The sequence below is a fragment of the Vibrio sp. ZF57 genome, from assembly GCF_001691235.1.
Lineage (GTDB): Bacteria > Pseudomonadota > Gammaproteobacteria > Enterobacterales > Vibrionaceae > Vibrio > Vibrio crassostreae_C.
Window position 1 is genome coordinate 69,142 of sequence record NZ_MAKD01000091.1, and the last position, 14,794, is coordinate 83,935.

Sequence of the window (14,794 nt, forward strand, 5' to 3'; positions counted from 1 at the left end):
GTATTTTGTTTGTTGCTCAAGAAGCTTCTGTTTCAAACGACTTGTCGATCTTAACCTTAACTGCAAACTTGGTCGCTAAGGTATGCAGTTCTGGAAGCATGCGATAGATCAAATGGAGCTGTTGTAGAACCATTTTGACAGAATTCTCATCTTCTTCTCGCCATTCACTCAAACGTTTATCCAGCTCCGGGTCATAAGCGTTTTTCACTTCACAATGCTCTTTATGAGAATAGAGCTGATCATTTAGAGCGTCGAGATGCTGGTGGATTACTCTGTGCGCATCTAGCACAAGTTTGTGTGTCGCTTCATCATCAATACGCGTTCTGTGAGCACCCAGAGCCGAGATATAGCTAAGCAGAGCATGATTGAGTGTTAAGAATCGGAAGCTCTCATCTTCAGAGGTACGGTACTTACCCGGTTCAACCAACATGCTACTGATGGCGGCAGTCAGGTTTGCGTCATTATTATGAGCGCTACGACGAGCGATACGATAGTTTAGGCTATCTTTCTTACCGACACGGTATTGGCCGATGATCTGAGCGAGATAGTTCTTGTTGGAATCGAGCGCATCCGCCATCACTTTGTGCAGTCGCTTCGATTGCCAATCAGGCAACACATAAATGACAGCAAGCACGGCGAGAGCACAACCAATAAAGGTATCCGCTAACCTTGGCAATACTACCGCGTAGCCTTCACCTAATTGGTTAAAGCAGAAGAGCACAAGCAGTGTGATAAAGCCGGTCGCAAACCCGTAGTTATTGATTCGAAACGCAAAGAACATCACGCCACTGATCACAATGAACACTAATTGGCTCTCTTGCGACGGGAAGAAAGTCAGTAACGGTACTCCGATCAATAAGCCTGCGACCGTGCCAATGACACGCGCCGTCAGTTTTTGACGGGTTGCACTGTAGTTTGGCTGACACACAAACAGTGTCGTCAGTAGAATCCAATAACCTCGTTCGATATCAAAACCCTGGATAATCCCGTAGCCCAGCGTCAAAGTGATCGCCATGCGAATCGCGTGGCGGAATAGCATAGAATCGGTGTGCAAGTTAGCTTTGATCTTGTGCCACATTGCCGTCAAAGTATGAGGGTTGGTATCGTCCAATACACCTTCTTCAATCTTCTCTGCATCTGGGTTGCTGATATTCGAGAGCTGTTTTTCAACGGTTGCTAGGTTATTGAATAAGTAATCCAACTGGTTCAGCAGTGATTTCCATTTAGGATTATTCTGTTGGTGCAGATGATTGAGCGAAGACATCAGCTCATCAAGTGCTAATACAGACTTGTCACCATGCTGGTATTCAGCGCCAACTTTCAATGAGCTCGCTACTTCTTTACAAGCTGTTGCCTGCGCTTCCAGTAGATACTTAAATCGAAACAACACGTCAGAGCGTTCAAAGTGTTTTGCTAGCTCTTGATAACGATAATGGCTTGAGCTTACGCGTTCATGAATATCTTGTGCGATAAAGTAGGTGTTAAGAAATCGGTCACTAGGGCCGTCAATGTGTCCGCGCTTAGAGCGGTTAAGTAGCGTCGCCTTACACATGTTGAGTGCGTTAACGGTACTCGCGTTGAGTTTGGCTTCAATGATTCGGTGTGGCTGGGGAATCAAGTCTGAAACGGGGTAGAAGAGTTCCGCTTTTGAATCGATGTAATTACCGATTTGATCGAATACCGTGGCTAGGTTTTGCTGCACAGGTTGCATTGGCCACACTATCTGCCAAATCATCGACATGAAGTAGTACCAAGCGGCGCCAGTTAACAGTAGAAGCGGTTGAAACCAAAGGTTGGTGCTCTCGTGTGCACCAAGCATGGTATAGATGGCAACTAAGAGAGAGCCAAATGCGATACTCGCGTATTTAGGGCCAATTGCCCCGAGAATGATAAAAGAGAAGGTTGAAACAAAAAGCCCGATCGCGAACAGCCAAGGCGTATCGAAGAGAAGTTCAATAGAGAAAGCCGCAACGGCGAAACAGATAAAGGTCAGCGTGAGTGCTTTCAAGCGTCCGGTAAAGCTGTCATCACTTTCCGCAAGAGCCGCAGCAATAACGCCTAAGATCAAAGGCGTGATCAGTGTGTTTTGTTCATAATACCAAGCAGGCACCACCACGCCGAGCAGAGTGATGAGAATTAATACGCTGTAATTTATGGTTTTATTCGCCCAATAGAGGCGTAATTTGGCTGAAAAGTCCACAGTCGCTCACTTGACACACTAAAAACCATAATCCTAACAGAAATCAAGCACAAGAATTTGATACTTATCCATAATTGCCCGTAGGTGGTCATGAAAGCGTCGATAAGATATGAGATATTATTAATTCTCATTGCATCATGATATAAATTCAATATTCCCAATTAAGAGCACACTCCAATGCAGCTAAGCGCTAACAAGACTGCACAGTTTTTTATTCAAAATGAATATCATCAGGTTGAACTTGATGGTCCACGCTTGCTGTTATCTTCAGTAGGCAGTGAAGAGCGTATCCCATTTACTATTTGGAGTGGCAAGATCGCGATAAAGCGCGGATTGTTCTGGGGATCGCTACAATTTTTTGCTAATCAACAAGATGGAACACAGCGCAGTTGGTTAGTACAAGGCTTACCTTGGGATCAATGCCGTCAATTTGCACGCGCGTCAGTTAGTGCTTATCAGAAGTGGCACGACACTCAATGTGAACAATTGGCTGAACACGTGCCTCAGTGGGAAGCTGAATTAACACGTCTTGAGCAATTACCAGCCTTTCTACCGCACTCTAAGGTCAACACTTGGGTTGATATGGTCAACTCAGGCTTAGAGAGTATGACAATGACGCTAGAAGAGGCCGCACAACGCATGCCAAACCGCATCGCAAGAATGCAGCCATGGTTATCTGAAACGGAAATCAAGCAAGCTGAAAGAAACCAGCAATGGCTAGAGACCGAGCGAAAAAACTGGGAAGTGTTGTTTGCGCAATGTGAGTCGTCACCACTGAACTTATCGCAGCAATATGCGGTGTTGATGAATGATGATCACAACCTTATTTTAGCGGGTGCAGGCTCGGGTAAAACCAGTGTTCTAACGGCTCGCGTCGCGTATTTACTGCAAAGCCATCAAGCTCAAGCTGAAGAGTTGCTATTGCTCGCTTTTGGTCGTGAAGCGGCAGAAGAGATGAAGCAACGTCTCGACAGCAAAATTGGTTTATCAGCAGAGAAGGTGCAAGTCAGCACTTTCCACCAGTTGGGTTTAAAGATACTGAATCAAGTTGAACCCGAACGTGTGGTTATTTCTCCTTTAGCGCTCGATGACAACCAACGCCAAGCATGGTGCATTGATTGGTTGAAGAAGCACTGGATGACACCGACCAACTTTAAACGTTGGCAAAAGCATTTGTCTAAATGGCCAATCGCTTATTTAACCGGTGACGATGAGCTTGGTAGCCACGTTTCAAACCTCAAATTGATCGGTTGGCTTGAAAAGCAGCTAGAACAGTTGAATGCGTCGGGTTTAACCAAAAAAGAAGTACAGCAACAGCTGATTGATCACCGAGACTATACGCGCCTCAACAGCGAGCTTTCACTGTGTTGGCCATGTGTAACCGCGTGGCAAAAGGAGCTGAAAGAACAGAATCATATCGACTTCTCAATCATGATCAGCCGAGCGACTCAGTATGTCGAGAAGGGCAAGTTTATCTCACCTTGGAAGTTCATCATGATCGATGAATACCAAGATATCTCACCTGATCGTCTTGCCTTGGTTGAAGCACTGTGTAATCAGTCTAAAGCCGAGCATCAAGCCTCTATTTTTGCAGTAGGCGATGACTGGCAGTCGATTTACCAGTTTGCAGGTGCGGATGTGGATTTGACCACGGGCTTTAAGGATCGTTTTGAAAGCTCGACCATTCATCACCTAGATACGACTTACCGCTTTAACAATCAGTTAGGTGCGGTGGCTAATCGCTTTGTACAAGAAAACCCAATTCAGATTCCGAAAGAACTGAACAGCTTCAAGCAACAGAAGCAGAAGGCGGTGTACAGTGCGCCAAGTAAAGAAGTTGAGAAGATTCTTGATCAACTGAACCGTCAATCCAAAGGCAAAACCAATAAATCGGTGCTGCTACTTGGACGTAATCATTACCACAAGCCAGAGTTGTTGGAAGACTGGAAGAAGATCTTCACTTCCATTGATATCAAGTTCATGACTTGCCACGGCAGTAAAGGTAAAGAGGCGGACTTTGTCATTATTCTTTGTGTTGACGAAGGACAGTTCCCGACCAAGAAGAAACAGCTGCATATTGATGGCGCATTGACTGAATCATCAGACGCGTTCCCTTATGCTGAAGAGCGTCGTTTATTCTATGTAGCAATGACGCGGGCAAAAGAGAAAGTATGGATCACGCACAGTGGCGACGGCTCTGGCTTTGTGCAGGAGCTGCATGGTTCTGATTACCCAGTTGTTCGTAAAAAGTGATGTTACTTGACTTGATTGTCTAAGATTAGATCTTCAATCCCTGCCCTAATATCACAAGTCAGACGCATAAAGCATAAGGAATTTGCTATGGAACACGGCTCTATTAACTACATTGAATTTGCTGCGAAAGACATCTCAGCAACTAAGGCGTTTTTCAGCCAAGTGTTTGGTTGGAGCTTTGAAGACTATGGCCCTGAGTATTCTGCTTTTGAAGGCAAAGGCTTAATGGGCGGCTTCTATTTGGCGGATCTGGCGTCGAATACGGATAATGGCGCGGCACTGATGGTTTTCTATAGCCAAGATCTTGAGCAAACCGAGCGCGATGTAATTGATGCTGGTGGTCAGATAAACCGTGAGATCTTTAGCTTTCCCGGTGGCAGACGTTTCCATTTCAGAGAGCCAAGTGGCAACGAGATGGCAGTGTGGAGTGATAAGTAGAGACTCACTACACTGTTTATGATTGAACTGTTTAATGTCTGAAACGAGACATAAAAAAGCCTGCGATAAAATGCGGGCTTTTTAGTCTGTTCAGTAGAGATCACATTTAACGTGCGATTACGTGCGCTCTGCTAGATACGCTTCGTAGTCTGGGATTTCGATGATTACTTCTTCTTCAAGCAATGAAGAGTTAAACAGGAAGTTAGCGGTAGCGCGGTTAGTTGCCACAGGAATGTTCCAAACACTTGCGATACGAAGCAGTGCTTTTACGTCTGGGTCGTGTGGTACAGCATTAAGCGGATCCCAGAAGAAAATCAGCATATCGATTTTGCCTTCAGAGATAAGCGCGCCAAGTTGTTGGTCACCGCCCATAGGGCCGCTGATCATGCTCTTGATTGCTAAGCCTGTCTCTTTACTGAGTAGAGAACCAGTCGTGCCCGTTGCGTAAAGGAAGTGCTTTTGTAGTTTTTCTTTGTTCTCTTTGACCCATCTTAGTAGCTCAGGTTTGAAGTGGTCATGAGCGACCAAAGCGATATGCTTGTGTGTTGGCATAGTGCGCGTTGTTTTTTGCATGAATGTTCCCTAAATTGTTGTTTCGTTTTTATTGTTTTGAGTTCTTCAGCCAATATAGCACTATGGATTCACACTGAATACCGGACGAAACTCAGAAGGTGACAATGAGTCGGCGATAATTTGATCTTTGAGAGTTGCAGGTGTCAGCGCTTCGATAATCGGTGCGCTGTGTTGCTCGTAAGGTTGACCGCGTAAGTAACTCGTGGCTTGTTTTACCGACAAGCGACCTTGCTCAACCATTTTATCTGTTGGCGCAAAAAGTACCTTGTTACGGAGTAAACCACGGTAGGTTCCGTGACTTAGGTAACTTGAGATTAACCCAATATCTTCGGTTTTATCGGCCGCTCGTAGCTCACTGATCGCTGCTTCAATCGCGACGGCACTTCCGACTATATATTGGATATCAGGTTCTTCTATCACCTGCTGTACTAGATTTCTTTGAAGTTCTTTATCGTTATCTGCCCAATAGCTGATCGCAATTTTGATATCACTCGACTTGATCGCATCATAAAACCCCAGTGCTACAGGCTTAGTGCCGCCACTCGCTTGTGGGCCAAGTAACAGGGCGATAGGTGTTTCGCCTGATCCTTTCGGGTGTCGTTTCGACAAAAAATCTCCGACTTGGTATCCCATTTGGTACCAATCGACACCGACCGTACCTTTTAATACCCTCTGTTGTTCTTCATTGACGGTTAACTCATTTACCGTAGCAAACACAGGCGTCGAGCCAACCCAATCGCTGAGATTGTCATGATACGCATCGGGTGAAACCGTACCTAAAATAATGGCATCGGCTCCCCATTGCGTGCAAAGCACCAGTTGCGAGGCTTGTTTGGCCACGTTGGGGTAACCGCCAGCTTCCAATACTCTTAGCTCAACTTGCTGCTTTTCTGCTTCAGAGATCATTCCATAGTTTACCGACAACCAATAAGAGTCTTTGAGGTGCGGATAAATGGCACAGATTTTCTCTTTTTGTGATGTGGCATTGGCGGGCTTTATTGGGCTCAAAGGCTCACTAGCACCTGCGACAGTAGTTACTGAGGCCAGTAGTGAGAGAAGAATTATTGAAGCGAAAGGTCTAGATAGCATGAATTGCCGTTTTGTTGGTTTTAGATAAGAAACACTGCAAAATATAGCGTATTCTGCATGGGTAAAGAAGAACGTTTTAAGGTTTAGAGTTTATGTTGTTAGCTTCAGCGAGTATTGGACGCAAGCTGCTGGCCTCATTCTTAGTGATGGCACTGTTGGTTCTATTGTCTGCATTGATCGGTGTTTCTGGTTTTAGCTTTGTAGCCAAAACGGAAAGAAACGTCGTTGATTCGGCGCTTCCTGCCATGATCGAAGCTCGTCAGGTTTCTGAGTTGAGTAACCGTATTATTTCGTCAGTACAAACACTTTCTAATGCGAGAAACGAGGCCGAAAGAAAAGAGGCTGGCACCGTACTGTTTGACCAACTTGAGTCGCTTCTTCAACATATCAAAGAGCTTGGTGTCGACAGTTTCGATTCTCAGCTCCTCAATAAACTCGAAAACAATGTTCAAAGCGTTATTAACACACTGGCTGAGTTGGGTGTGTCGGTTGAGCGTAAGCTTTGGTTAAGCAAAGAGTTGTCGTCTCGTGTCGAAGAGATGCGCCTATTGGCCGAAGAGCTAGAGCAGTTGACGCGAACCCAAGTTTTGAACACGGCTACCATTGCGGTTGCTAACGTCACGCATATCTATGACCTGCTAGAAACCAAAGAAACGGATAAAGCCTACCAAGCCTTAGATGCGCTTGTAGAGGTTGACCTTGATTTGTCTGAGCGCCTACACGAATTGCATTTGCTGGCGTTCAAAATGCTTAACCAAATTGAAGAAACGCAAACCGTTACCAACGTAGAGCGTATTCATCAAATCCAATCAGAATTTGAATCCAACCTAAGAATCATGGCGCGCCGCGTTAAAGCGGTCGAAGATCCTACTCGTTCAGCGCAGATGTCTCAGCTTCTAGAAGAGCTCAGAAAACGCCAAGTCGTGTTCGATATTTCATTAGAACAATATGAGAACACCAAAAAGTCAGAGTTTCTGATGCAAAATACGTTGGAGCTGTTCTCTCAGCTGAATACAACGGTTAACCAACTGGTTGATGATTCAAACCGCAGTACCAAAAAAGCGGTTGATGAGCTGACCAGCACGTTGAATTTGGCTCAATGGTCACTGTCTGTGATTTCGGTTATTGGTTTGGTTATCGTTGCATTTATCGTGTGGCGAGTGGTGTATATCTCGGTTGTTAAACGTCTTACTGAATACTCATCGGCCTTGATGTCTATCGCACAAGGTCGCCTGAATATTGATATCTCGGTAAAGGGTAATGATGAGCTGGCTCATATGGGCGAGGCGATCATCACTGCCAGAAACACCGCGCAGGCGCTACAAGTGGTTGCGGTGGGTGAAGCAAAGGCGAAACGCGAACTTGAAGAGCACAAAGAACACTTAGAAGAGTTGGTCACAGACCGAACCTACCAGCTGCAAAAGACCAATGAGAAGCTGAACATCGAGGTAGGGAACCACGCTAAGGCTCGTAACGCCGCAGAACAAGCAAGCCGCGCAAAATCCGCTTTCCTTGCGACGATGAGTCATGAAATACGAACGCCGATGAACGGTGTATTAGGTACTGCAAGATTGCTCAAAGATACCGGGTTAGACCCGCTGCAATCCGGCTATGCAGACATCATTAACCGCAGCGGTAAGAACCTACTCGCGATTTTGAATGACGTGTTGGATTACTCAAAGATTGAAGCAGGGCATTTAGAAATCCGCACTGCTTCGTTTGATCTTCATCAGATGGTTCAAGATACCTACCAATTGATGGAAGGGCGTGCCGCTGAGAAGAAGCTGAACTTTGATTTCCATATTGAAAGTGATGTGCAACGCTATTGGCGTGGTGACGTAACGCGAATCAGCCAAATCTTGAATAATTTGGTCGGTAACGCGATTAAGTTTACGGAAAGTGGCTCGGTCGATATCTTTATCAGCTTAGATATCGAAGATGAAAATCGAGTGATGTTTGAAGTGTCAGATACAGGTGTCGGTATTGATGCTAGCGAACAAGCTTGTCTGTTTGATGCCTTTACCCAAACCGATAGCGGTCGCAACAAAACCGGCGGCACAGGGCTTGGATTAGCGATCAGTAAAAGCATCATGTTGGCAATGAACGGGGATATTGGCGTTCATTCTGAAGAAGGCGAGGGTAGCCAGTTTTGGTTCTCACTGCCACTTGAAGCCGGTGAGAAGATAGAAACGAAAGTACCGGTCATTGAAGCGTGTATTCGAGCTAAAGTACTTCTGATTGAAGATAACCCCGTAAACTGCATCGTTGCTGAAGGCTTCTTGCATAACTTGGGGCACGAGGTTGTGATTGCGACAACCGGACAAGAAGCGAGAGCCATATTCAGTGAGCAAGAGTTCGATATTGCGCTGGTGGACATTAACTTACCCGACTGCGATGGCGTCGAGTTAATTCAACAACTCAAAGACGATGCGCTTCAGCATAAAAGTGAAGAAGACGTAATTCGAAAAGTACCCCCAATGATCGCAGTATCGGCTCATGTGTTTAACGAAGAAGTGGAAAGCTATTTGTCGTCTGGCTTTGATGGATTCTTACCTAAGCCGTTAGAGAAGGAAGCATTATCGGAATTGATTGTTGAGCAGTTGGACGGTTACACGCTGTTGCTGCCTCAGCCGGATCCGTCAGATGCTGTTTGCTGTCAGCTAAACTCTAAACCTCAGGAAACCGAGCTAGACTTATCAGCATTGGCATTTGCAAGCTCGACACAACGAGCAAACCAAGACGCGGAACATAATCAAGGAGAACCGATTGTGCAGATGATTAACCCTAAGATTATCAAAGACGACTTGGCCATTCTCGGTCGAGAAAAAATAGTGCAGATTGTTGGGTTGTTTGACCAAAGCAGCCAAGTCACTCTCGATGAACTGATTGTGGCAAGTGCCGCTGACAACGCTCGTGAAATTAAGTCTTTAGCTCATAAACTGAAAGGGTCTGCCGGCAGCCTAGGATTATCTGCACTGTTTGCTTTATGCCAGAGCATTGAAGCGAGCGAGGATCCATTACTTCAATATCGCGATAATGCAGACTCATTACCTGAATTGGTGAAAGACTCGTTAGCAGCGCTCCGAGAGCAACTATAGAGTGGCTATTGGGCGGAAAGCCCCAAAATAAGAACAGAAAACAAAAAGCAGGCTATTTCTCCGTTTTAATATGAAGAAGTGACCTGCTTTTTTATTGTCGAATAAGAATCTAAGTAAGGCTTTCAAGGAACGGCTCTAAGCCATCTTGATATGTCCAGCAGCTTTGATCTTAACGTGAACCATATTGCCTTGTAGGTAGCTTAATGGAATCTCGCTGCGTTCAATGATCGCGACATTATCGCTGCATGCGCCAGCTTCAATCGCCAGTTGCTTTGATTGCGCTTCCAAGCCCTTTAAGGTCTCTTCACGTGATGCTGGGTCAATCGGTACGATCTTATCGAATTGACCTGATATTTCACCCAACGCAACACCAATCGCATTAGCCACTTCAAAGTGCTCAGGACGAACCACTTGGCTCACACCTTCAAAATGATCTGGGAATAGGGCACTACCACCACCAACCATGATTACGGGTACACTCGCCGCAGAGGTCTTCATCTTATCGATGCCTTCTTCAACATCCGTGACCATTTGTTGATAAATCTTGCTTGCTTGTTCGGCTGAAACACCAATCTCATCACTCAGTTGATGTTCTGCCTGCCACTGCATTTGTCCTGTTTTGAGTGCAATATCGGTGAGCGTAAGTTCATCACCACCAAAGCTACGCGCCGTTTGCGTCAAGGTATGGCCAACACTTTCTGGGCCTAGCTCTATACGCTGCTGTTCAAAGCGAACCTTGGTACCACCACCAATGGCTAACGCCAAAATATCAGGCATACGGAAGTTGGTTCTCACTTCACCGATTTCTACTGCTAAGCTCGATTCTCTTGGGTAGCCGTGAGTCAGTACGCCGATATCAGACGTAGTGCCGCCCACATCGACCACAATCGCGTCTTTTAACTTAGTTAAGTGACTCGCTCCACGAATCGAGTTTGTTGGCCCACAAGCCACGGTAAGAATCGGGTACATCAATGCGAACTGCTGTGACATCAGTGTTCCGTCGTTCTGACCGAAATAAGGCGTGGTGTGGATTTCATGATTGATGAGTGCACTGCAAAAGCCGTCAACGAATCGTTTTGCTGTCCCTTGCAGAGCCGCATTGAGGATAGTGGCGTTCTCACGCTCTAAAAGCCCTAAACTGCCCACTTTATGGGATAACGATAGGTTCACGCCCGGAAGTTCTTGTTGAATCCATTCTGCTGCTTGAAGCTCCTGGTCGCCGTTGACGGGAGAGAACACTCCGCAGATAGCAATGGAATCCACTTGGCCTTTCATTTTCTGGCAAAGCTCGCGGATCTCAGACTCTTGAATGTCGGCGATCAACTGGCCGTCGTATTCATAGCCGCCGTGAGCTTGGTAGAAGTGTTCACCAAGCAAGTTTTGCCACGCTTTGCTCCAACCACAAAGGGGCGGGACGCTATCACCACTTGGAAGCGCTAAACGAATCATCCCGACTCTATCTAAGCCTTTTCGTTCAACGATTGCGTTGGTGCATTGAGTCGTGCCAAGCATCGCATGTTTCACTTGCTGACCATCAATGTTTGCTTGGCTTAATAGCGCAGCAATCGCGTTATCAATACCTGTTGAAATGTCATGTGTGGTTGCGGTTTTTACTTTGGCAATCACATTCAAGTCTGCGTCGAGCAGCACACCGTCGGTATTGGTGCCACCTACGTCAATGCCCAAACGGCAGTAATCAAGCGTAATGTTTGTCATGCTACTACCTCTTCAATGTAGACTTTAGTTGTTCAATGGTTTGATACTCGACGGTGTAGCCAAAGTAACCCGGGCCCGCGACTTCAATACCTTTGTCAGTGCGCCATTTTGGGTCGCAAGGGTAGGCGATAAGGTCAATGCGCTGCCCGTAACGAAGTTGTTCGGTTGTGATTGGCTTGCCGGTTTCATGATCCAAGATCGAAATAAGATCCGGTGTTGATGCCAGCAGGTTATCTTGGTTCATGTCTGCGCGGCTTGTACCTTTGTGCGCGAGAAGCAATTCGTTTTGGAACTGCACAAACACGTTATCGACGCCGGTATCTTCAAACTGAGCCAACTTTTCAATCACGACACCACCTGTTGCAAAGCCACCATCAGTTTCACGTTGAATATCTACAATCTTGCCACTGATGATGGTATGACCGCCGACAATGTCTAAGACGGCCTGTGTGCCACTCTGATTGTTGTCGTTCGCCATTCTAATCGCTTCACCAATTTTCATTGCTTGGGTCAGTGTTGCGGGCAGTGCGCTGCGTTTTAGGTTCTTACCGTTCATTGGGTAATCGCACATTGCTGCAGAGCCACCCATCTGTTCGGTAATTGGTCTCGCAAACTTTTCAGACCAAATACCGTCAATTGGGTAAAGTGTGACGACATTGCCACGCTCATCGGCCAATGTGTTTGGTGCAGAAGGGAGACCATCAAGAAAGAAGGTCACCATCTGAGCTTCTGGGAACGCACGTCCCATCGCATCACAATCGATCACAGGAATGCTCTTTTGTGCTGCAACGAGAATTGGAATCAATGAATTGAAGCCGCCTACTTCGATAGGAAACGTTGCCGCCACTTCAGTGCCGAGCGCTTTTTCCATCGCTTCGAAAGCAATCAACATTTGATCTTTCGAATTGAGTTTCTCTACTGCGACTGTTGGTGCGCCAATCATTGAAGAGGGCACTGTCATCCAATCGTCTTGCACGTCTTCTAAAGGAATCATGCGTACAGGGTGCTTTGCCGTTGCAATGGCTACTTTCGCCATCAAGGCACCGCTGTATGGGTCACCGCCGCCGCCAGTACCTAATACCGTCGCACCCAGCGCGATATCATCAATCATTTGTTCAGTAATAATCACAACTACTATTCCTTATCACTTGAAGGAGAAAGCTTCATTAGGGCGAGGTAAATCACACCAGCGGCAAGAATGCCGTCTAACGCCGAGATGCTGGTGAACGAAAACAGGTTGAAAAACTCTGGTGCAGTACAAGCGCTGAATGCAGTACCAAATGCCCAAGAAGCCAAGCCTTTAAACATCCAAGCTGGAACTTGTTGGATGTTCTCAAAGCTCATTTTTGTCGAATCTAAAACATAATATTGAACGATGTAGACACCCGCAGCAGGCGCAATGGTTACGCTGAGTAGCATTAAGAAGTCGGTAAACTTGTTCACCATGCCGAGTTGAGCGATACCAATGCCGACGATGGTCATGATCACAACCAGAACAGGGCGCGGAATCTTAGGTAGAACCATCGACATGCATAAGCCGCCAGAGGTTAGGTTGCTACTGTTGGTGGTCCATTGTGCGAATACCAGTACTATAATGGCCGCCATGCCTAAACCTAGGGTGAAGAAGACTTCGACTAGGTCGTCGGTGCCGGTCATTTTGGTCAAGATCAATGCGATAAGAATGATGGCGCTGTTGCCGACGAGGAAACCGATACCCGCTCCTAAAATCGCATCACGGCGTGTTTTGGCGTAGCGAGCAATATCAGGTGCAGCAACCGCAGCTAGAATCCAGATAGACATAACAAAAGAGATGGCTTGGCCAAGCGTCAAAGGATCTTCAATCGATGGCGCTGCGCCACCTTGATAATCAGCAGCTATAAACAAACCGATGGTAATCAACGTCACCATCAATGGAACAGAATAGGTACTGAGTTTGCCTAAAGCACGAACGCCATAGATAGCCGTCATCATCATTAACACACTGCCGCCAATAAGAGCGGTGAGGTGTGAAATTATGATGTCGTATTTCGCCAGTGCATCGACCATGATGAAAGCGAAGAAATCAGCCTGGAATGCGAACCAGCCGACTAATGAGATGCCGTTGATGAAGCCAAGAATTTTACCGCCGTTACGGCCAAATACCGCGCTGCTCACCAGCGGGGTAGACACGCCAGCTTGAAAGCCAATGTTGGCACACAGCATCGCGATGATCGCCAATAAGCCTGAACCAATAAACGTGGCAAGCAGTGCGTCTTCAAAACCAATACCGCTGCTTAGAATCGAGCCGAGAAACAGTCCCGAAATGTCGATGCCGATTGCCAACCAAATAAGGCTGATGACCCACCAAGATCGTTTGGCCTTCTCGGGAACGGGTTCCAACTCGAAGTCATCTATCTTTTTGTGGCTGTGTGTTGCTTCGGGTTTATTCACGTAAGCTTCTGCCGCCATAGTGCCATCCATGCATTGTTATTCCATAAGTGTGAATAAAGCATACTGATGTATTTATTGTTAATAAATGAATATAATCAGATGTAAACATAACAAAAAACAAATGTGAGTGGCAAAGTGAATCCAAACAATAAGTTAGATAAAAGAGACCTACGTAGATTAGAGCTTTTTTGTGAAATTGTTGAACAAGGAGGCATCAATCAGGCGGTCGCAAGCACTGGGATTAGTCAACCAGTGCTGAGTAATCAGCTTATTGCCTTGGAAAAAAGCTTAGAATTAACATTATGCCAACGTGGTCGACGTGGTTTTAAGCTGACTCATGAAGGTGAGCAAGTGTATAAATATGCGAACCAACTAAAATCGACCTTAACCGACTTCGCTTATAAGTTACGAGGTGTACAGACGGAACTCTCTGGGCATGTGCGAATTGGATGTTTGGATAACACCGTCACTTTGCCTTATAACCCACTTCCCAAAGCGATCGAGACGTTTTACCAACGCAGTAACAGTGTTGAGGTGAGTGTTGATGTCGGGGATTTCACCCAGTTGAATGAGAAGTTAACAAAGAACCAGATTGATATGATGATAGTGGTTCTAGGGTCACATCAAAAATCAGCGTTTCAACATAAATACCCACTGTTTGAAGAGCACAGTTATCTGTATGCGCGTAAGGATCTGGCTGAGAAGATCATGGACAAGGATTTCTCATTGGATGGCTGGCATGTCGAGTCGGGTGTAATTTTAACCTTGGCGGGCACACACCTGAGTTTTTTACCGTCTCATTTAATCGACCGTGGCCATTATGACCAAGCCTTGATTCCGCTTCAGCCCGAGAAGTGGAGCCTTAAGAGTCAGTTTTATGTGGTGTTGAAGCAACCTGTAGATTCCCTTTCCCCCGCCGCGCGTGCGTTTTTTGATGAGCTACACCAACCGGAAACATCGGGTTCAATCTAGAGCACTTTTCGCTTCTTAAGAGCAC

Annotated in this window: 10 protein-coding genes; 4 read left to right on the forward strand and 6 right to left on the reverse strand. The window is 46.1% G+C overall.

From position 1 onward, the window contains the following. Positions 1-16: 16 nt before the first annotated feature. Positions 17-2,200, reverse strand: a complete 2,184-nt coding sequence (yccS, locus tag A6D97_RS13360) for a YccS family putative transporter (RefSeq protein WP_065584592.1) — start codon at positions 2,198-2,200, stop codon at positions 17-19. Positions 2,201-2,377: 177 nt separating this feature from the next. Here yccS and helD point away from each other — a divergent pair, with 177 nt between their 5' ends. Together helD and A6D97_RS13370 are read left to right on the forward strand one after the other, a co-directional pair. Beyond that, positions 2,378-4,453, forward strand: coding sequence for a DNA helicase IV (gene helD, locus A6D97_RS13365; RefSeq protein WP_017064779.1), 2,076 nt, complete (start codon positions 2,378-2,380; stop codon positions 4,451-4,453). Positions 4,454-4,540: 87 nt separating this feature from the next. Then, positions 4,541-4,891, forward strand: coding sequence for a VOC family protein (locus A6D97_RS13370; protein ID WP_017060889.1), 351 nt, complete (start codon positions 4,541-4,543; stop codon positions 4,889-4,891). A gap of 117 nt (positions 4,892-5,008) precedes the next feature. On the opposite strand, the gene A6D97_RS13375 is transcribed toward A6D97_RS13370, so the two are convergent. After that, entirely contained in the window at positions 5,009-5,464 is a 456-nt protein-coding gene (locus A6D97_RS13375) for a methylglyoxal synthase (RefSeq protein ID WP_017064778.1), read from the reverse strand. Between the two features lie 60 nt (positions 5,465-5,524). Continuing rightward, a complete protein-coding gene (torT, locus tag A6D97_RS13380; protein WP_065584593.1) occupies positions 5,525-6,553 on the reverse strand; it encodes a TMAO reductase system periplasmic protein TorT in 1,029 nt (342 codons plus the stop codon). A 92-nt stretch (positions 6,554-6,645) separates the two neighbouring features. Here torT and torS point away from each other — a divergent pair, with 92 nt between their 5' ends. Beyond that, a complete protein-coding gene (gene torS / locus A6D97_RS13385; RefSeq protein ID WP_065584594.1) occupies positions 6,646-9,651 on the forward strand; it encodes a TMAO reductase system sensor histidine kinase/response regulator TorS in 3,006 nt (1,001 codons plus the stop codon). 135 nt (positions 9,652-9,786) lie between these two features. Here torS and A6D97_RS13390 read toward each other — a convergent pair whose 3' ends face one another. The 3 genes from A6D97_RS13390 to A6D97_RS13400 are packed head-to-tail and all read right to left on the reverse strand — an operon-like array spanning position 9,787 to position 13,827. Beyond that, positions 9,787-11,367: a hydantoinase/oxoprolinase family protein gene (locus A6D97_RS13390; RefSeq protein ID WP_065584595.1), complete on the reverse strand. Its 1,581-nt coding sequence runs from the start codon at positions 11,365-11,367 to the stop codon at positions 9,787-9,789. A 4-nt stretch (positions 11,368-11,371) separates the two neighbouring features. Then, positions 11,372-12,496 carry a DUF917 domain-containing protein gene (locus A6D97_RS13395; protein ID WP_065584596.1) on the reverse strand — a complete coding sequence of 375 codons (1,125 nt, stop codon included), beginning with the start codon at positions 12,494-12,496 and terminating at the stop codon, positions 11,372-11,374. 5 nt (positions 12,497-12,501) lie between these two features. After that, positions 12,502-13,827 carry a cytosine permease gene (locus tag A6D97_RS13400; RefSeq protein WP_065584597.1) on the reverse strand — a complete coding sequence of 442 codons (1,326 nt, stop codon included), beginning with the start codon at positions 13,825-13,827 and terminating at the stop codon, positions 12,502-12,504. A 93-nt stretch (positions 13,828-13,920) separates the two neighbouring features. On the opposite strand from A6D97_RS13400, the gene A6D97_RS13405 reads away from it, so the two are divergent. Next, positions 13,921-14,769, forward strand: a complete 849-nt coding sequence (locus A6D97_RS13405) for a LysR family transcriptional regulator (RefSeq protein WP_065584598.1) — start codon at positions 13,921-13,923, stop codon at positions 14,767-14,769. Positions 14,770-14,794: the final 25 nt, after the last annotated feature.